Annotated in this window: 19 protein-coding genes and 1 pseudogene; 19 read left to right on the forward strand and 1 reads right to left on the reverse strand. The window is 44.8% G+C overall.

Features of this window, described 5'->3' with window-relative positions:
- The 9 genes and pseudogenes from RWS24_RS06055 to RWS24_RS06095 all read left to right on the forward strand — a co-directional run.
- Positions 1-191 (forward strand): annotated as a pseudogene (locus tag RWS24_RS06055) (type I glyceraldehyde-3-phosphate dehydrogenase); the annotation flags it as partial.
- 351 nt (positions 192-542) lie between these two features.
- Complete coding sequence (glmS, locus tag RWS24_RS06060; RefSeq protein WP_314366118.1) at positions 543-2,354, forward strand: glutamine--fructose-6-phosphate transaminase (isomerizing); 1,812 nt, start codon at positions 543-545, stop codon at positions 2,352-2,354.
- 210 nt (positions 2,355-2,564) lie between these two features.
- Positions 2,565-3,611 carry a uroporphyrinogen decarboxylase family protein gene (locus RWS24_RS06065; RefSeq protein ID WP_314366119.1) on the forward strand — a complete coding sequence of 349 codons (1,047 nt, stop codon included), beginning with the start codon at positions 2,565-2,567 and terminating at the stop codon, positions 3,609-3,611.
- 55 nt (positions 3,612-3,666) lie between these two features.
- Positions 3,667-3,867 (forward strand): hypothetical protein, encoded by a 201-nt coding sequence (locus RWS24_RS06070; protein WP_314366120.1) that lies wholly within the window; start codon positions 3,667-3,669, stop codon positions 3,865-3,867.
- Positions 3,868-3,954: 87 nt separating this feature from the next.
- Positions 3,955-4,956: a uroporphyrinogen decarboxylase family protein gene (locus tag RWS24_RS06075; protein WP_314366121.1), complete on the forward strand. Its 1,002-nt coding sequence runs from the start codon at positions 3,955-3,957 to the stop codon at positions 4,954-4,956.
- A 15-nt stretch (positions 4,957-4,971) separates the two neighbouring features.
- Complete coding sequence (locus RWS24_RS06080) at positions 4,972-5,856, forward strand: transporter substrate-binding domain-containing protein (protein ID WP_314366122.1); 885 nt, start codon at positions 4,972-4,974, stop codon at positions 5,854-5,856.
- A gap of 207 nt (positions 5,857-6,063) precedes the next feature.
- Entirely contained in the window at positions 6,064-6,756 is a 693-nt protein-coding gene (locus RWS24_RS06085; RefSeq protein WP_314366123.1) for an amino acid ABC transporter permease, read from the forward strand.
- 3 nt (positions 6,757-6,759) lie between these two features.
- Positions 6,760-7,446: an amino acid ABC transporter permease gene (locus tag RWS24_RS06090; RefSeq protein ID WP_314366124.1), complete on the forward strand. Its 687-nt coding sequence runs from the start codon at positions 6,760-6,762 to the stop codon at positions 7,444-7,446.
- 12 nt (positions 7,447-7,458) lie between these two features.
- On the forward strand, positions 7,459-8,223 hold the full coding sequence (locus RWS24_RS06095; protein WP_314366125.1) for an amino acid ABC transporter ATP-binding protein: 765 nt from the start codon (positions 7,459-7,461) through the stop codon (positions 8,221-8,223).
- Positions 8,224-8,361: 138 nt separating this feature from the next.
- Here RWS24_RS06095 and RWS24_RS06100 read toward each other — a convergent pair whose 3' ends face one another.
- The gene (locus RWS24_RS06100) at positions 8,362-9,114 is read right to left on the reverse strand and encodes a DeoR/GlpR family DNA-binding transcription regulator (protein ID WP_314366126.1); all 753 of its coding nucleotides are present in this window, start codon (positions 9,112-9,114) and stop codon (positions 8,362-8,364) included.
- Between the two features lie 212 nt (positions 9,115-9,326).
- On the opposite strand from RWS24_RS06100, the gene RWS24_RS06105 reads away from it, so the two are divergent.
- The 10 genes from RWS24_RS06105 (at position 9,327) to RWS24_RS06150 (ending at position 19,503) form a co-directional block, all read left to right on the forward strand.
- Positions 9,327-10,046: a class II aldolase/adducin family protein gene (locus tag RWS24_RS06105; protein WP_032906171.1), complete on the forward strand. Its 720-nt coding sequence runs from the start codon at positions 9,327-9,329 to the stop codon at positions 10,044-10,046.
- Between the two features lie 21 nt (positions 10,047-10,067).
- Entirely contained in the window at positions 10,068-11,834 is a 1,767-nt protein-coding gene (locus tag RWS24_RS06110) for an L-fucose isomerase (RefSeq protein WP_314366127.1), read from the forward strand.
- 65 nt (positions 11,835-11,899) lie between these two features.
- Complete coding sequence (locus RWS24_RS06115; protein WP_002916544.1) at positions 11,900-12,196, forward strand: PTS sugar transporter subunit IIB; 297 nt, start codon at positions 11,900-11,902, stop codon at positions 12,194-12,196.
- A 4-nt stretch (positions 12,197-12,200) separates the two neighbouring features.
- On the forward strand, positions 12,201-12,563 hold the full coding sequence (locus tag RWS24_RS06120; protein ID WP_314366128.1) for a PTS lactose/cellobiose transporter subunit IIA: 363 nt from the start codon (positions 12,201-12,203) through the stop codon (positions 12,561-12,563).
- A gap of 1 nt (position 12,564) precedes the next feature.
- On the forward strand, positions 12,565-14,061 hold the full coding sequence (locus tag RWS24_RS06125; protein WP_314366129.1) for a sugar ABC transporter ATP-binding protein: 1,497 nt from the start codon (positions 12,565-12,567) through the stop codon (positions 14,059-14,061).
- A 24-nt stretch (positions 14,062-14,085) separates the two neighbouring features.
- Positions 14,086-15,069, forward strand: coding sequence for an ABC transporter permease (locus RWS24_RS06130; protein WP_004185311.1), 984 nt, complete (start codon positions 14,086-14,088; stop codon positions 15,067-15,069).
- 56 nt (positions 15,070-15,125) lie between these two features.
- The gene (locus RWS24_RS06135) at positions 15,126-16,208 is read left to right on the forward strand and encodes an ABC transporter substrate-binding protein (protein ID WP_314366130.1); all 1,083 of its coding nucleotides are present in this window, start codon (positions 15,126-15,128) and stop codon (positions 16,206-16,208) included.
- Positions 16,209-16,250: 42 nt separating this feature from the next.
- On the forward strand, positions 16,251-17,735 hold the full coding sequence (locus RWS24_RS06140; RefSeq protein WP_314366131.1) for a rhamnulokinase family protein: 1,485 nt from the start codon (positions 16,251-16,253) through the stop codon (positions 17,733-17,735).
- Positions 17,736-18,164, forward strand: coding sequence for an RbsD/FucU domain-containing protein (locus RWS24_RS06145; protein ID WP_314366132.1), 429 nt, complete (start codon positions 17,736-17,738; stop codon positions 18,162-18,164).
- Positions 18,165-18,351: 187 nt separating this feature from the next.
- A complete protein-coding gene (locus RWS24_RS06150) occupies positions 18,352-19,503 on the forward strand; it encodes an iron-containing alcohol dehydrogenase (RefSeq protein ID WP_314366133.1) in 1,152 nt (383 codons plus the stop codon).
- The last annotated feature ends 2 nt before the right edge of the window (positions 19,504-19,505 follow it).

A 19,505-nucleotide genomic window follows, 5' to 3' on the forward strand; every position in this document is an offset into this window, starting at 1 on the left:
CAGAAGATCCAATCGTATCTTCAGATATCGTAGGTATGTCTTACGGTTCATTGTTCGACGCAACTCAAACTAAAGTTCTTGATGTTGACGGCAAACAATTGGTTAAAGTTGTATCATGGTACGACAACGAAATGTCATACACTGCGCAACTTGTACGTACTCTTGAATACTTCGCGAAAATCGCTAAATAATTCAATGGTAAAAGAAAGAGGCTCATTTGAGTCTCTTTTTCTGTACCTTGCTTTGTGAGAATCATCAAAGACAGGGCTGTGGTATGTTGTACTTCTATTTTCCAAATTTTTAGTCATATAGAAAGTCATTTTTACTATATCTGTCCATTTTTCTAAATGCTTCAAGGGGCTGTTTTGCGGTAAGAGAAGCTAAGCATACTTTTCTTAAAGAAAACTATACCAATTTTACACTTGACAAACCAAAAAACTGTGTGTATACTAGCTTTGTTGGAGTTTTTGGGCTCTAAGAAGACTATACCAATTTTTAATAAGAAGGGCTGGTTTCTAAGGCTAGAAATCAGAAGTAACGTTATGTGTGGAATTGTCGGAGTTGTCGGAAATCGCAATGCAACTGATATCTTGATGCAGGGCTTGGAAAAGCTGGAATACCGAGGTTATGACTCAGCTGGAATTTTTGTAACAACAGGGAAAACTTCTAGTCTGGTCAAGTCAGTCGGTCGTATCGCTGACCTACATGCTAAAATTGGCATTGATGTTGCTGGGACTGCTGGTATCGGACATACTCGTTGGGCTACTCATGGAAAACCAAGTGAAAACAATGCCCATCCTCATACTTCACAGACAGGCCGTTTTGTCTTGGTTCACAACGGTGTGATTGAGAACTACCTTGATATCAAAAATACTTATCTAGCTAATCATGACTTCAAGGGTCAGACTGATACAGAGATTGCTGTGCATCTGATTGGCAAATTCGCTGAAGAAGAAGGCTTGTCTCTTTTAGAAGCCTTTAAAAAAGCTCTCCACATTATCCGTGGTTCTTATGCCTTTGCTTTGGTGGACTCAGAAGATGCAGATGTTATCTATGTTGCTAAAAATAAATCTCCACTTCTAGTCGGACTGGGTGAAGGCTACAATATGGTCTGTTCAGATGCCATGGCCATGATTCGTGAGACGAATCAGTTTATGGAAATTCATGACCAAGAGCTGGTTATTGTCCGTAAAGACAGTGTGGAAGTGCAGGATTATGATGGGAATACTCTGGAGCGTGAAAGCTATACAGCTGAGCTTGACTTGTCCGATATCGGTAAGGGAACTTATCCATACTATATGCTCAAGGAAATCGATGAGCAGCCAACTGTGATGCGTAAGCTAATCAGCGCTTATACAGATGATAAGGGGCAAGTATCAGTAGATGCAGATATTGTCAAAGCTGTCCAGGAAGCTGATCGTCTCTATATCCTTGCAGCTGGAACTTCTTATCATGCTGGCTATGCTTCTAAGCGTATGCTGGAAGAGCTGACAGATACACCTGTTGAGCTGGGCATTGCTTCTGAGTGGGGCTATGCTATGCCGCTCCTTAGCAAGAAGCCTCTCTTCATCTTTATCAGCCAATCTGGTGAAACAGCTGACAGCCGTCAGGTCTTAGTCAAGGCGAATCAGATGGGTATTCCAAGTTTGACCGTGACCAATGTTCCGGGTTCTACACTTTCTCGGGAAGCCAATCATACCATGCTGCTGCATGCAGGTCCTGAGATTGCGGTTGCTTCTACTAAGGCCTATACAGCTCAAATTGCAACCTTGGCTTTCTTGGCTAAAGCTGTTGGAGATGCCAATGCTTCTGAGAAAGCGGCAGCCTTTGACTTGGTTCACGAGCTGTCCTTAGTTGCGCAGTCTATTGAGTCCACTTTGTCAGAAAAGGAGTTGATTGACAATAAGGTTCGTGGCCTTCTGGAAACAACCCGCAATGCTTTCTATATCGGCCGTGGTCAAGACTACTATGTGGCGATGGAAGCTAGCTTAAAACTCAAAGAAATTTCTTATATCCAGTGTGAAGGTTTTGCAGCTGGTGAGCTCAAACACGGTACAATTTCTCTGATTGAAGACGGAACACCAGTTTTGGCCCTGCTTTCAGACGAAGTCTTGGCTAGTCATACACGAGGCAATATTTCAGAAGTCGTAGCTCGGGGTGCCAAGGTGCTGACTATTGCTGAAGAGAATGTAGCTAAAGAAGGTGACGATATCGTACTCAATCAGGTTCATTCATACCTGTCACCAATCTCTATGGTGGTACCGACACAGCTCATTGCTTACTTTGCAACCTTGCACCGTGGTCTGGATGTTGACAAACCGCGTAATCTGGCTAAGTCTGTCACTGTAGAATAAGCACAGAGGGCCATTGCCTATAAAAATTACCTATCTCATCCATAGAAAATATATATGGTCCTTATCTAAAAAGGGTACAGCAAATAAGGTTATTCAGCAGAGTCTGAAAAGCCTTGAAAAAGCTAGCTTAGTCTAGCTTTTTTATTTTGCTTTGATAAATATTTTTAATCAAGCTGATAGGGAAAATATATTTCCCAGGAGAAGGAGAGGATGGTAAGATATATTACAAATTCAAAGAAGGAGGAAGAGATGGCCAGCAAGAAAGAATTAGTGCTGAGAGCTTTTCGGGGTGAAGAAGTTGACCGAGTGCCTGTTGGTTTTTGGTTTCACTTTGTAAGCCAAGAGGAAAAGATGTTGGGCCTGGACAATCCAGTGATTTTCAATAAAAGTGTTGAGGGGCATGCTGCTTATGTTCGAGCTGCACGGCCAGACTTTGTCAAGATTATGAGCGATGGCTTCTTTAAGTATCCTAGCGCGCTTTATTCGGATCATATTGAATCTATTCGGGACTTGGCAGCTATCCAGTCTATTGGAGAGCATCATCCTTGGATTGAGCAGCAGATTGAGATGGTTAAGGCTGTAAAGGCAAGCTATCCGGAGGACCTCGCTTCCTTCTACAATATCTTTGCGCCGGTCTCCTATCTCAAGCGCTGGTTCCGCCGGGAAGGGTCACGAGGAGATAGAGAAATTGCAGATTTTCTGGCAGAGGATTCTGAGCTGACAGGACATATTTTAGATGTCATTGCTGGTGATATTGCTATTTTGACTAGGCGCATCATTGAGGAAGCGGGCACTGAGGGGATTTATCTCAGTACACAGCAAATCCAAGACGGCCGGGTAGATGCGGCCAGTTATTGTCGTTATATTGAGCCTAGTACGGTTAAGGTTCTGGAAGCGGCCAATGCGGCTGGCGGTCAGAATATTCTCCATATCTGCGGCTTTGAAGGGGCCAGCAATGATTTAGAACTGTTCAAGGATTACCCAGTTCAAGTGTTTAACTGGGCAACTCACCATGAGGGGATCAGCTTAGCGGAAGGGCGTAAGCTCTTTGGCGGTCAGGCTGTCCTGGGCGGCTTTGAAAATGGCAGAGCAGCTCTTCTAAATACGGGCAGTCGTGCAGAATTAGAGAATGAGACCAAGCAGTTGCTGGCTGAAACTGGCAGTCAGGGAGTGATTCTAGGGGCTGACTGTACTGTACCAGATGATTTTGAAATAGAAAGATTGGACTGGATCCGCCAGGCAACTAGTCAGTTCTGATGGAATTGCCAAAGTCCTAAAGAGCATTTTTCAACTCTTTAAAGGAGGAAGATAGATGAAGCGGTATCAAAAAAGGCTTGCAGTTCTTGCTCTGATATTCTTGATAATAGGAACATTTCTGAGCATCAGTCAGATTTATGCTCACCATTCTTCAGAAAAAAAAGAAGATGATTTGCAGGTGATCAAGAAACTGCCAGAGCAGTCAACTGGCTTGATGCAGCCCAATGATATTGCTGCCCTGCTCTTGTCGGATTAGAATTTTTGCTAAAATTTTAGATTAACACAATGAGAAAGCTAAAAGCAAGTCATTGGCTAGATAGGAACGATTTAAAAAGGAGAGAAGATGACTTCAAAAAGAGAATTAGTACTGAGGGCTTTCAGAGGAGAGCCCGTTGACCGAGTGCCAGTTGGTTTCTGGCATCATTTTACCAGCGAGGATGAGTGGCTGGCTGGTTTTGGAAATCAGGCCATTATTGAGAAAAATTTGGCAGGTCATCAAGCTTTTCTGGCAGAAGTCGAGCCAGACTTTATCAAACTGATGAGTGATGGTTATTTTGCTTATCCCAACGAGCGCTTGAAAAAAGTCCAATCTATCAAGGAGTTGGCAGACATTGAGCCGCTAGGTGCTGACCACCCTTGGATTAGTGAGCAGGTGGAGCTGGTTCAGAAGATTAGGGTTGGCTTTACAGAGGACTTGGTCGCTATTTACAATATTTTTGCGCCAGTGACCTATTTCAAATGGTTGGTCGGCAAGGTTGCCGGAGGAGATGATATCATTGCAGATTTCCTAGCAGAGGATGCAGTGCTCACGAAGCGGGTTCTGGATGTGATTGCTAAAGATATTGCGGCTCTGACGGAGCGGATTATCAAGGAAGCTGGTGCGGATGGAATCTACCTTAGCGTTCAGAGCATTCAGGATGCGCGGGTGTCAGCTGAAGACTATAAGGCTTTTATTGCTCCTAGTGAATTGGCAGTGCTGGAAGCAGCCAACGCGGCTGGTGGAGTGAATATCTTGCACATTTGCGGTTACGAAGGCGCGCGAAACGATGTTCATCTTTTCATTGACTATCCAGCTCAAGTCATCAATTGGGCAGTGGGGCCAGAAGGCATCAGCCTAGCGGAGGGCCGGAAATTGTTTGGCGGTCGGACTGTCCTGGGTGGCTTTGAAAATGGTAAGAACGGCCTGCTCTACACGGGCAGTCAAGCGGCTATTCAAGACGAGACCAAGCGGCTGATAGCAGAGGCTGGCAAGGACGCTTTGATTATCGGGGCTGACTGTACTATTCCAAGCGATATTAAGGCAGAGCGGATTCAGTGGATTCGCCAAGCAGCAAGCTTAACATAAGAAGGAGACGAAAGAATGAGCAAGAAAAAATGGATTATTGGTGGAGCAGCAGTGATTGCTATTGTAGCGGCGACTTATTTGGGGCGGACCTTGACAGGTGCTTCATCTAGCAAGGCGAGCAGCTCTGCATCAGGCAGTGGCAAGGTCACGACTTTGAAAGTGGCACATACACAGAACTATGTTCCTTATGACTTTGTAGATGAAAGGGGAGAATCAGATGGCTATGAGGTTGCTGTTCTCAAGGCTATTGATGAAAAGCTGCCAGACTATCAGTTTGAATATACTGGCACTAGTGATGAGGATCTCTTAGTCGGTCTGGAATCTGGAAAATATGATATTGGAACCAAGGGAGCATGGTACACCGAAGAGCGGGCGAAGAAGTTCATCATTCCAGAAAGCCCAATCGGGGCTAGCATTATCGGTTTCACTATCCGCAAGGAAGAAGCTGAAAAATACAAAACTATTGATGATTTTGCCAAGGAAAAGGGCAAGCTGGTACCGATCTCTCCGCAGAATGCTCAATGGGCCGTTATCGAAGAGTATAACCAAAAGCATAGCGGTGCTCCTATCGATTTGACTGCAGCAGAGTCCTTCAAGGTAGCTGACGCTTATGCTTGGGTTCTGGAAGGGCGCTACGATGCCTTCTTTGACATCAAGCTGTCGTTTGAAAAAGCTGTGACGGACAAGGAAGGTTCTTACCATCAGTATGCGGATCAACTGACTTGGTTCCCTTACAAGGGGATTCCGACCTATCCACTGCTTCATAAAAACGAAAAGAATGAAGAATTTGCCAAGGCATACGAAAAGGCAATTAAGGAACTGGAAAAAGACGGAACTCTGGCTAAACTATCAGAGAAGTATTTCGGAGAAGATGTCTTCTCTTATGTGGACAAGGATTAGTGGCTGCTGCCTGCTGATTATGGAAAATCAAAAGATTGACTGAGAAACTAGCTGAATGCAGAACTGGAGAGTTCCGAGCTGACCTTGATACTGTTTGAAGTGATTTTCAAAGAAGGTAGCTAGACGAGAGCAAGTCTGCTCCAAGCTGAAAGTGCCTGTCCAAGAGAAGCTTATTCTATCTAATCACTGTCGAAGGAGAAGAAAATTATGGTCTCGTATGACTTATCCCGTGTCTTTGGCCTGCTGCCTAGTCTGCTGCAGGCTCTGCCGACCACTTTATGGATTATGTTTGTGACAGCTTTGATTGCCTCCTTGCTGGGTGGTCTGTTGGCCTGGGCTCAGATTGCTGAGGAGCAGTCTTTTGCTGGTCTGGCTAGAGGATATATATTTATTCTTAGATGTACACCGCCTATTGTCTTACTTTTCTTGGTTTTTTATGGTATTCCAGAGTTTTTAGAATGGTGGCTGGGGCTGGATATCAATAATTGGTCGCGGACTGTTTTTGTCATCATCACCATGATTCTACTCTTTGCGGCCATGATTGCGGAAGTCTTCAAGGCAGCTTATCTTGCTGTTCCCAAGGGACAGACCGAGGCAGGTCTCAGTATTGGCTTGACACCGGTACAGACTTTTCTGCGCATCGTCTTGCCACAGGCTTTTCGCATCGCCCTGCCCAATCTCACGACTGCCCTTCTTAATCTCATGCGGGATGCTGCTCTGGCTTATACGATTGGAGCAGTTGATGTCATGGGAGCAGGGCAAAATCTCATCAGCCGTAATCTGGGAAATTATTCCCTAGAAACCTATACAGCGGTGGCCTTGATTTACTGGGGGATTGCTCTAGTGGTTTCACTGGCTTCCCAGCTTCTGGAAAAAAGTCTGACAGTCAAGGAGAGGTGAAGCATGGATTTGAATTATATTGTAAATACCTTTCTGGTTACTTTGAAAGGCATACCGGTAACCTTAATCATTATGGTGGTGGCTATTCTGCTCAGCTTTATTCCGGCTCTGTTTTTAGCTCTGGGACAGATTTATAAAGTTAGAGGTGTGCGGACCTTTTCGGTGGTTTATCTGGCCTTCATTCGGGCGACGCCTCCTATTTTGCTCATTCTCTTTTTCTACAGTCTTTTTCCTAGCTTACTGAATCAAATATTCAAAAGTCTGGGCAGTCAGGTAGATGTCTTTAAGTTCAATCCGCTTTACTATGCTTTCATCATCTATAGCCTGATGACGACAGGCAGTTTGTCGGAAATCCTGCGCTCTGCCATTTTGACAGTGGATAAAGGGCAGTTGGAGGCGGCTCAAGCGATTGGTTTAACGAATTTTCAAGCCTATCGGAGAATTGTTTTTCCTCAGGCTCTGCGCTCTGCCCTGCCCAATCTGGCCAATCTGGTTATCAATCTAGTCAAGGGAACCTCGCTGGTATTTGTCATGACGGTCAAGGATATCACAGCCCTGGCTAAGATAGAAGCCTCCCATTCTTACCAGTATTCAGAGTCTTATCTGGTGATTTTTGTTATTTATCTCATTATTTGCGGCTTGATTCAGTGGATTTTTAGGGGCTTGGAAAAGCGCTCCGCTCTTGCTTAGGAAGGAAAGATTATGTTAGAAGTAAAACATATCTCCAAACGATTTGGAGAGCACCAGGTGCTGGCAGATGTCAGTCTCAAGGTCAATCAAGGTGATGTTGTGGTTATTCTGGGACCCTCAGGCTCTGGGAAAACAACATTTCTACGCTGTCTGAATCACTTAGAAAAAGCGGATGGCGGCCAGCTGACTTTGTCTGGTAAGGACTATGATTTGGCTAAACTCAGCAAAAAAGAGATTTTGGAAATTCGTAGAAAGACAGCCTTTGTCTTCCAACATTATAATCTCTTTGCCAATAAAACAGCCCTTGAAAATATCTTAGAAGGCTTAGTGATAGCTCGTAAGATACCGAGGGAAGAAGCGCTTAAGATTGCGGAAGAGTCCTTGAAGCGCGTGGGACTCTTGGCCTACAAGGACTATTATCCTTCTCAGCTATCAGGCGGCCAGCAGCAGAGGATTGGGATTGCCCGTGCCATTGCTGTCAAACCAGATGTCATCCTGCTGGATGAACCAACTTCGGCTCTAGATCCGGAATTGGTTGGTGAAGTTCTCAGTGTCATGAAACAGCTGGCTCAGGAGGGAGTAACCATGGTCGTTGTGACCCACGAGATGAGCTTTGCCCGCGATGTGGCTAACCATGTCATCTTTATGGACGGCGGTCATATCGTCGAAGAAAATCCTCCTCAGGAATTCTTCAGCAGTCCAAAGGAAGAGCGGACCCAACAGTTTCTGTCCCGCATTCTATCGGATGCCAGCTATAGTGTAGAGTATATGATTTAAAATCTGGATTGTGTCCAGATTTTTATTTTTGATAGAATGCTGTTATCCTTTAGCTTGATAATGGAGGGATGAGTAGATAGTAAAAAACTAGACCGAGATAAGCCTATCTCGGTCTAGTTTGTGTTTAAAGAAAGTTGCTTACCAGAGGATTTCGCACTGGCTGCCGACAGCATTTTGGAAGGATTCAACTGGTGGCTGGTCGGTGATAATGCAATCCAGGCTAGAGTAGTTGGAAAGTTTGAAATAATGACTAGTGTTAAACTTAGAGTGGTCGGCCAATAGAATTGCCTTGTCACTATTCGCTATCATTTCCCGCTTGATATGTGCCTGATTGTGATTGGCTTCGTAGGCGGCGTAGCGATCCAATCCGCGGCAGCTAAAAAACAGTAAGTCTGTATGGAAATTGTTGATAAAGTTGGCAGCAAAATCGCCCAGAGCGGAATTGGTCCCGCAGCCAATATGTCCACCAGATAAGAAGAGGGTGACATTTTCAAAATTATTTAGCTGGCGAGCTGCTTCAATACCATTGGTTATTACACGTAGGTTCTGGAAAGGTGCCAAATGCGGAATGAGCATGGCTGCAGTCGTAGAGCTGTCAATGAAGATAGACTGGTTATGAGTGATAAAAGTTGAAGCAATTTCAGCAATTTGCTGCTTGCTTTTTTCTTCTTCACGGGCGCGAGCAGAATACACATATTCTACATTGTTGGCCGTAATCAGCATGACTTCACCATGAGAGCGGATGATTTTCCCCTCTTTTTCTAGCTCAATCAAGTCCCGTCGAAGTGTTGATGTAGAACAGTACAAAAGTTCTTCAAGTTGGGCGGTTGCAATAATCTTTCGCTTGCTGAGAATGTCTATAATTCGACTCATTCGTTCCAAAGAAACCATAGTGACCTCCACCGATGAACAAAGCTGAACATTTATGGTCACATTATAACACAATAAACGAAAAAAAATCAATATAGTAACCATTAGATTGAACGATTATGAACAGTTTTGACTATATTGTTATATAAAAGTTGGCTATTTATCAATTAGAGGTATAGGTATTGAATGCGCTTACCAAAAATACTATGATGAATCCAGAAAGGAGTGAGATTATGGATCATCAAGAAGAAATAATCCGCGAACAAATATGTGATGTATGCCACAAGATGTGGCAATTAGGCTGGGTCGCCGCTAATGACGGCAATGTCTCAGTCCGTCTAGACCAAGATACCATTATTGCAACGCCAACAGGTATCAGTAAGAGCTTTATCACGCCTGAAAAACTCGTCAAGCTCAATCTAAAAGGGGAGATTATTGAGGCTCAGGACGGCTATCGTCCATCAAGTGAAATCAAGATGCACATTCGCTGCTATGAAGAACGGGAGGATGTAAATGCTGTCGTACACGCGCATCCGCCAATTGCAACAGGCTTTGCGCTGGCTCATATTCCGCTTGATACCTATTCCTTGATTGAGAGTGCCATTGTAGTAGGGGCAATTCCTATCACTCCCTTTGGTGTGCCATCTACCATGGAAGTGCCAGATGCCATCACCCCGTACTTGCCAGAACATGATGTCATGTTGCTTGAAAATCATGGTGCCTTGACTGTAGGAAGCGATGTAATTACAGCTTACTATCGGATGGAAACCTTGGAGTTGGTTGCTAAGACCACCTTCCACGGACGCATGTTGCTTTCTACTAAGGGAGTTGAGGAGGAAGAAATTTCTCGTCCAACCTTGGAACGCTTGTTTGCAATGCGGGCCAATTATAAAGTCACAGGCCGTCACCCTGGTTATCGTAAATATAATGGTGACGGAAGCATCAAAGAATAAGAAACATTGGAGGAAATGATTATGACTCAACATCCACGTATTGGAATTCGTCCAACCATTGACGGACGTCGCCAAGGTGTTCGGGAATCACTAGAAGTACAAACCATGAATATGGCTAAAAGTGTGGCTGACTTGATTAGCTCAACTTTGAAATATCCTGACGGTGAGCCTGTTGAATGTGTTATTTCGCCATCTACCATCGGTCGTGTCCCTGAAGCAGCCGCATCACATGAATTATTCAAAAAATCAAATGTCTGCGCGACTATCACAGTGACACCATGCTGGTGCTATGGTAGTGAAACCATGGATATGTCACCAGATATTCCGCATGCGATCTGGGGCTTCAATGGCACTGAACGGCCAGGAGCTGTTTATCTCGCTGCAGTATTGGCTTCACATGCCCAAAAAGGTATTCCGGCTTTTGGTATTTATGGCAGGGATGTACAGGAAGCTAGCGACACTGAAATTCCAGAAGATGTAAAAGAGAAAATTCTGCGTTATAGCCGGGCTGCTTTGGCAACAGGACTGATGCGGGACACAGCTTACTTGTCCATGGGCAGCGTCTCTATGGGAATCGGTGGCTCCATTGTCAATCCAGACTTTTTCCAAGAATACTTGGGTATGCGCAATGAATCAGTTGATATGACGGAGTTTACTCGTCGGATTGACCGAGGCATTTATGACCACGAAGAATTTGAACGGGCCATGGTTTGGGTCAAAGAGCACATCAAAGAGGGTGTGGATCGCAACCGGGAAGACTTGGTTCTTTCTCCTGAAGAAAAAGCAAAACAATGGGAATTTGTAGTCAAGATGTTCATGATTGGCCGGGACCTCATGCAAGGCAATCCTCGCTTGGCTGAGCTTGGCTTTGAGGAAGAAGCTGTTGGGCATCATGCCTTAGTTGCTGGCTTCCAAGGTCAGCGTCAATGGACTGACCACTTCCCGAACGGGGACTTCATGGAAACCTTCCTCAATACTCAGTTTGATTGGAATGGTATCCGTAAGCCTTATGTCTTTGCGACAGAAAATGACTCGCTCAACGGTGTGTCTATGCTCTTTAACTATCTCTTGACAAATACACCGCAAATCTTCGCAGATGTCCGGACTTATTGGAGTCCAGAAGCGGTAGAACGTGTGACAGGACACAAGTTAGAAGGCCAGGCAGCTGATGGCTTCTTGCACTTGATTAACTCTGGTTCTTGTACCCTGGATGGAACGGGGCAAGCCAGTCGAGATGGCAAGCCAGTCATCAAGCCATTCTGGGAATTGGAACAGAGCGAAGTAGATGCGATGCTTGAAAACACAGACTTCCCACCAGCCAATCGCGAATACTTCCGTGGTGGTGGCTTCTCTACTCGATTCTTGACCAAGGGTCATATGCCTGTGACCATGGTGCGCTTGAATATCCTGAAAGGCGTAGGTCCGGTCTTGCAAATCGCTGAAGGTTATACTTTGGAATTGCCAGAGGAAGTGCATCATACCTTGGATAATCGGACAGATCCGGGCTGGCCAACTACTTGGTTTGCACCGCGTTTGACAGGAAAAGGTGCCTTCAAGTCTGTCTATGATGTTATGAACAACTGGGGAGCAAACCACGGTGCCATTACCTATGGCCATATTGGAGCGGATTTGATTACGCTGGCTTCTATGCTGCGTATCCCAGTCAATATGCACAATGTGCCAGAGGAAGACATCTTCCGTCCGAAGAACTGGTCACTGTTTGGCACAGAAGATTTGGAATCAGCCGACTACCGTGCTTGCCAATTATTAGGGCCAATTCATAAATAAAGATTTTGGGTGGGCGTGCCTCTTTCTAGGCACGCAGCCTACCCAATAGAAAGAGAGTAGCTTAGATGACCAAGACAATTATTCTAGCCTGTGTGGGTGGCTTAACAACCAGCATGCTAGTAGAGCGAATCAATGAAGTTATTCATCGTGACCAATTGGATTATTCTTTTTATTCCATTGGGATTACCGGTATGAATAACTTGAAGAATATCGATGTCTTATTGCTCAGTCCGCAATTAGCCTATTTAGAAGAAAAGGCTAAAGCAAGCCTACAGGTGCCGGTCGCAGTCATTAGTGATGAAGATTTCGAGTTGATGAGAGGCGAAGAAGTGCTTCGTCAGGCTGAAGTATTGATGGACTAGGCCTATGGCAGGACAAGACAAAGGCTCAAACCAAGAGCTGATGCGACTGATTATCAAGAGTAGTAAAGTGACTGCGCAAGTCATGCAGAGTTTGGAGTTGGCTCAGTCAGGTCAGAAGGAAGAAGCAAATGCTGAGTTGGAACAAGCGAGAAAACTTAGCGTGGAGGCTCACAACTTACAGACCAGCCTTATCCAGTCTGAACTGAGTGGCAAAGCCAATCCTCCAAGTCTGCTGGCGGTCCATGCTCAGGACCATTTTATGAATAGCCATTTATTACTCGAATTAGCCGCCGTATTTCTCAATCAAATAGAAGAAATCGAAGATTTAAAAGCAAGAATTGCAAAACTGGAACAGGTAGGTGAGTAGCATGGATCATCCTGTCATATTAGAAATGAAGGGCATTGTTAAAAGCTTCGGTCCAGTCCGAGCCTTAAAAGGGGTCAATTTTGACTTGCGGGCTGGTGAAGTGCATGCTCTGATGGGTGAAAATGGGGCTGGTAAATCAACTTTGATGAAGGTCTTGACTGGTATCTACGGAGCAAATGAGGGGACCATTCATTACAATCAAGAAGAGGTGGTCTATTCCAAGCCCAAGGAAGCAATGGATGCAGGAATCGTTATCGTTCACCAAGAATTGAATATGATGAACCATCTAACAGTGGCTCAAAATATCTTTATTGGACGGGAAGAAGTCCAAGGCAGCTTCTTCATTAACGATGCATCCAGTATTAAAAAAGCAAAAGAACTCTTTAGTCTCTTAAAACTAGACATCAATCCAACTGAAAAAGTAGGAAATCTAACGGTTGGGAAACAACAAATGGTCGAAATCGCAAAGGCCCTCTCAATGGATGCCAAAGTGATAGTCTTTGACGAACCGACAGCAGCTCTGACTGAATCGGAAATCAATGAGCTCTTTGTCATCATTGACGACCTGCGTGCTAAAGGTGTCGGTATTATCTACATTTCTCACCGGATGGATGAGATTACCCGAATCACAGACCGCGTGACTGTTATGCGGGACGGTGAGTATGTAGGCACGGTCAATACCAAAGACACCACCAAAGATGAAATCATCTCGATGATGGTTGGACGAACGATTTATGAAGATCCTAAGGCTGCATCAACAGTAGCAGAAGATGCTCCTGTGGTGCTGGAGGTGAAAAACCTCTGTGCAGGAACGGCTGTTAAAGATGTGAGTTTCAAACTCCATAAGGGTGAAATTCTAGGCTTCTCAGGATTGATGGGAGCCGGTCGGACAGAAGTTGCCCGTTTGCTGTTTGGTGCAGACAAAAAAGAAAGCGGTTCCATTGTTATAAATGGGAAAGAAGTAAGCATCAATTCTCCCCAAGATGCCATTCGGGAAGGGATTGGTTACTTGTCTGAAGACCGCAAGCGCTTTGGCTGTATCGTGGACATGACCATTGCCAACAATACGGTCATAACCAATCTTGATAAGTATATCAAGTCTGGCTTGATTGATGATGGTGCTATTGTCAAGGCAAGTGATCAGTTTGTTCAATCTTTACATACCAAGACACCGTCATCCAAACAGCTGGTTCGCAATCTTTCGGGAGGCAACCAGCAGAAAGTGGTCATCGCCAAATGGCTGGAACAAAATAGTGATATTTTAATCTTTGATGAGCCGACACGAGGGATTGATGTCGGAGCAAAAAGTGAAATATACACACTGATGAATGATCTGGTTGCTCAAGGCAAATCCATTATTATGATTTCGTCTGAACTGACAGAAATCTTACGGATGAGCGATCGAATCGTAGTCATGTGTGAAGGTAGAAAAACGGGTGAGTTGGATATTAGCCAAGCAACACAAGAGAGAATCTTGGCGCTAGCGACTGACCGTTAAAAGTGAAAACAGAGGTGTTTACGTATGGAAGAGAAACAATCCTTATGGATGAAATTAGAAAAAACAGTTGGTTTACAAAAGCTGATTGCCTTGATTGCCTTGGTGGTAATCTTTGCCTTCTTTGCCATCTCCAGCGAATCATTTCGTTCGTTTGATACGGTAGTCAGTATCTTAGATGCGTCCTATTACATTGGTTTCCTTGCCATTGGAGTCACATTTGTCATCATTACAGGTGGTATTGACCTCTCTATTGGTACGGTGATGATGTGCTCGGCTATTATCGGGGGTGTCCTTCATACCAAGATGGGCTGGCCGCTCTGGCTGTCTTTGCTGGCCATTCTAGTCATTGGAGGATTATTCGGTCTGCTCAATGGAATCATGGTCGCAAAATTTGGTTTGCCGCCTTTTATCGCGACGCTGGGTACGATGATGATTTCCCGCGGTCTGAGCTCCATTGTCTCAAATGTCCAAAGTGTAACCTTCCCTCTTCGTGGAACAGGTGAAGGTTGGTACAAAGATTTATTCCGAACCCAGGATAATTTCCCGACAGGCTTAATCGTGCTGGTGCTTGTGGCTGTCCTTGCTGCGGTAGTATTGAACAAGACAAAAATTGGCCGCTATATCTTCGCGATTGGCTCCAATAAAGAAGCTACTCGTCTGTCTGGGGTCAATGTTGTCAAATGGGAAGGCATGGCCTATGTCATAGGCGGTCTGTCAGCAGGGCTTGCTGCCGTTGCTTATGCGGCCACCTACTCTACGATTCTGCCAGGTACTGGTAACGGTATGGAGCTGGATGCGATTGCCGGTGTCGTAGTAGGGGGAACTTCTCTAGCTGGTGGTGTCGGATCTGTTATTGGTACCATTATCGGGGTCTTCATCATGTCAGTCCTGAAAATTGGTTTGCCATATATCGACCTACAACCCCACTATCAACTCTTTATTACTGGTTTCGTTGTTATCGTCGCTGTTTACTTTGATATTTTCATTCGCAAGAATAAGAAGAAATAAGTACAACCCTCGCCATCATATATATGAGTGTATAAAATATAATAGGAGCTTTTATCATGAGAAAATCATTTAAATTTGCTACTGCGGCACTTCTGGCCGCTGCTGCGATTGGACTAGTTGCTTGTTCTTCTTCTAAAAAAGACAATAAAACTGCGGATAGCAAGGGTGGAGACTATCGGGTAGAAGTGATTGCCAAAGGTTTCCAACATGACTTCTGGAAAGCCGTTAATAAGGGTGCTGAACAAGCTGCAGATGAATTTGGCGCTAAGATTACTTTTGTCGGACCTCAAAATGAAACCGCTATCGCAGAACAATTGGAACAGTTAAATAATGCCATTAACAAAAATCCAGATGCGATTGCCTTAGCAGCACTTGACACAGAATCAGAGCTAGACGCTATTAAACAAGCCCAAGCCAAGAATATCCCGCTGATTGGTTTTGACTCAGGTGTTCCAGGTGCACCAGACGGAGCAATCAAAGCAACAGCCTCTACAGACAACCATGCTGCTGGTGCCAATGCAGCAGAACACTTGTTCCCATTGTTAGAAAAGAAATTGGGCGACAAACCGATTCGTATCGGGGTAGTTTCCCAAGAAGCAAACTCACTTTCTATCACACAACGGACTTCCGGTTTCATTGATAAGATGGTTGAGTTGCTAGAAAAGAAAGGCATCAAAACGGCGGTTGTTGGTCATGATAAATTCAAAAACAATGTCTCTGAATCAGATGCCAAAGCTATCATTGAAGTTCGTGTACCAGCACAAGTAGACGATGCAGCAGGTAAGACAGAAGCATCCACTGTGCTTGAAAAATCAGATACCGTCGCTATTTACGGTTCAAATGAATTTGCAGCCAAAGCTATTATCAATGCCAATGGCAGTTTCAAGGAATCTAAGCTCGGTGCAGACAAGATTTTGGCTGTCGGTTTTGACTCAGGTGCCTTGCAGCAAGATGCAATTCGCAACGGTCTCTTTGTAGGCTCTGTTACGCAAGACCCGATTCAAATCGGCTATCAATCTGTAAAATTAGCTATTGAAGCGGCTCAAGGGAAAGAAGTCAAAGATGTAGACACAGGCTCAAAATGGTATGATGCCAAGAACATCGACTCTGATGAAATCAAACCATTGCTTTACCAATAATCAAAATTATTTGTAAAGATTGGTGTATTGGAGGAGATGAGAATGACATTGATGAAATTACTGGCCATTGACCTAGGTGCTAGTTCAGGTCGTGTCATGCAAGCAATTTACAATGGCCATAGTATCCAGCTATCAGAAGTTCATCGGTTCAAAAACGAGCCGATGAACGTGAATGACGGTCTTTATTGGAATATCCTGCATCTGTTTGGAGAAATCAAAATTGGGATCAAGAAAGCTTCAGAAGATGGGATTCCTATTCGATCCATATCCGTTGATACATGGGGAGTGGACTATGCCTACCTAGACCAAAACGGAGATCTGCTCTACCAGCCGCATTGTTATCGTGACAATCGTATGGGCCAATACGAAGAAACTTTTTATAAGAAAATCAGCAAAGAGGCGCTTTTTGAGGAGACAGGCGTACAGCCTGCCTGCATTAATACTGTCCTGCAAATATTCGCTGATTTGCAGGAAAAGCCCCATTTGGCAAGAGTTGCAGAGCGCGTACTCTTCATGCCGGATTTGATTAACTATCTTTTGTCAGGTGTTTTATCCAGCGAGTATACCATTGCCAGCAGCAGCGGTTTGCTCAATATCAATTCTCAGACATGGTCTGACAGCGTTTTTTTGACGCTGGGGATTCCTAAAAAGTGGTTTGGTGAGGTGACACAGGGAGGAAAAGTCCTGAGAAGCCTGTCGCCACGGATCACACAAGAGCTGAAAATTGAGCCTTTTGATGTCATTGCTGGGGCTGGTCATGATACAGCGGCAGCAGTTCTGGCTATTCCTTATACGAGTGAGCAGCCAACAGCCTTTATCTCTTGCGGTACTTGGTCTCTGGTCGGTCTAGAATCTCAGAATCCTGTAACCAGCCAGGAAGCTTTAGCGGCCAATCTGACCAATGAAGGCTGCTTTGACGGACGCTATCGGATTTTGAAGAATACGACAGGGCTCTGGATTATCCAAGAACTGCAGCGGGACTGGCACTTGCAAGGAGAGGACATCAGCTTTGCTGAAATGGTGAAACTAGCAAGAGACGTCACGAATAATCGCTCTTGGCTCAATCCCAATGACCCTATTTTTGCAGCCCCAGGAGACATGGAGGCTAAGGTCAAGGAGCGTTGTCATATGACCAACCAGCCTGTCCCTCAAAGCAAAGGAGAGGTTGTCCGAGTGGTCTTGGAAAGTCTCGCTTTTGCCTACCGTCAAACCGTGGAGCAAATTGAGAGCTTGACCGGTCAGAAAATCGAGCAGATTCACATGGTCGGCGGCGGTATTCAAAATGAACTACTCTGCCAGCTGACAGCCGATGTAAGCCAGAAACCAGTCCTAACAGGGCCGATTGAAGCCAGCGCTTTGGGAAATATCTTGGCACAGCTTTTGACCTTAGGTGAGATTCAAGATCGACAGACTGCCCAAAAGCTCATCAAGGATTCAGAAAATACCAAGCAATACAAGCCTCAAGAAGGCTCAGATTTGGCTCAGTCCTATCAAGAATTTCAAGCAAGTATGAAAGTAGGAAGCTAGATGTTAAAGCATATTCCAACTATTTTAAGTCCAGAGTTAGTCAAGTATCTGATGGAGATGGGGCACGGAGATGAAGTGGTCATTGCCGATGCAAACTTCCCTGCCCATCGGATTGGTCAGCGGGTTGTTCGCTGTGACGGTCACGGAGTTCCAGCGCTGCTAGATGCTATCTTGACTGTGCTGCCCTTGGATACCTATAGCGACTACCAAGCAGGTCTTATGCAGGTAGTGCCGGGAGATCCGACCGTACCAGTCATCTGGGATGACTACAAGGCTTTATTAGAAAAGCACTATCCAGGTACAGCCATTAAAGAATTTGAACGCTTTGCTTTCTATGAGCAGGCGGAAAAAGCTTATTTGGTCATCCAAACGGGCGAGGGAGCTCTGTATGGCAACATCATTTTGAAAAAAGGTGTCATTGCCAGCTAATGAAAAAACAGGTAAGAGGTGGGCAAGGTTGCTTCTGGAAAGGAGCGTCCTTGTTTCTCATCCTTATCTGGGACTTTCTTTGCTTTTTTTATCAATCTACTTGTTAAAAAAATCACAAAAATTCTTGCAAAAAGCGAATTTTTGCAGTATCATTATATTAACAATATAATTCAAAAGGAGAAAATATATGTCTACATTTTACGTACCCGCTGTCAATCTTATTGGCAAAGGTGTTGTCAAGGAAGTTGGCCCTTATGTTAAAGAGCTGGGTTATAGCAAGGCTTTGCTAGTGACGGATAAGTTTATCGAAGGCAGTGATATCCTGCCACAAATCCTAGCACCACTAGATGCGGAAGGCATCCAGTATGTGGTCTTCAGCGATGTTGAGCCAAACCCGACTTGTAAGAATGTCTTGGATGGTGTGGCTGCTCTCAAGGAACACAACTGTGACTTCATCATCAGTGTCGGCGGAGGTTCACCACAGGATGCGGCTAGCTGTATTTCAGTTATTGAGACAAATGGTGGTAAACCACAAGACTACGAAGGCCTGCACAAGTCTGCTAAGAAAGGTCTGCCAGTGGTGGCCATCAATACTACAGCGGGAACTTCAGCTGAAATCACCATCAACTATGTCATCACAGATGAAGAACGCAAGGTTAAGATGGTTATGGTGGACAAGAATAGCTTGGCCCTGATCTCAGTCAATGACCCCGAACTCATGGTATCCAAACCAGCTGCCCTCACAGCAGCAACAGGGATGGATGCTTTGACTCACGCGATCGAAGCTCTCGTCACACCAGGAGCCTACGGTGTAACCAAGAAATTATCTATTGGAGCTATTGAACTTATCAAGGAATACCTTCCTCGTGCGGTTGCCAATGGTCATGATATTGAAGCGCGTGAAGGCATGGTGAATGCGATCTTCCTTGGCGGTATGTCCTTTAACAATGCTGGTCTAGGTTATGTTCACTCTATGGCTCACCAGCTTGGGGCAGTTTATAATCTGCCGCACGGTGTCTGCTGTGCCATGCTCCTACCAGTTGTAGAGCGTGAAAATGCTAAACGGGTTCCAGAAGCTTTCCGCAATGTTGCCAAATCTCTTGGTCTGCAAATCGAAGGCAAGACTGACGAAGAATGTGCAGCTTATGCCATTTCTGAAATCGAAAAACTGTCTGAAACAGTTGGTATTCCGAAGAAACTCACTGAACTTGGTATCGAAGAAAAAGACTTTGACTTTGACTACCTATCTAAAAATGCTTTGATTGATGCTTGTGCGCCAGGCAATCCATTCATGCCAACTCTAGAAGAAACGATTGCTTTTTATAAAGAACTCTTCTAAGA

The organism is uncultured Streptococcus sp. (assembly GCF_963528215.1).
In the GTDB taxonomy this organism is placed as follows: Bacteria; Bacillota; Bacilli; order Lactobacillales; family Streptococcaceae; genus Streptococcus.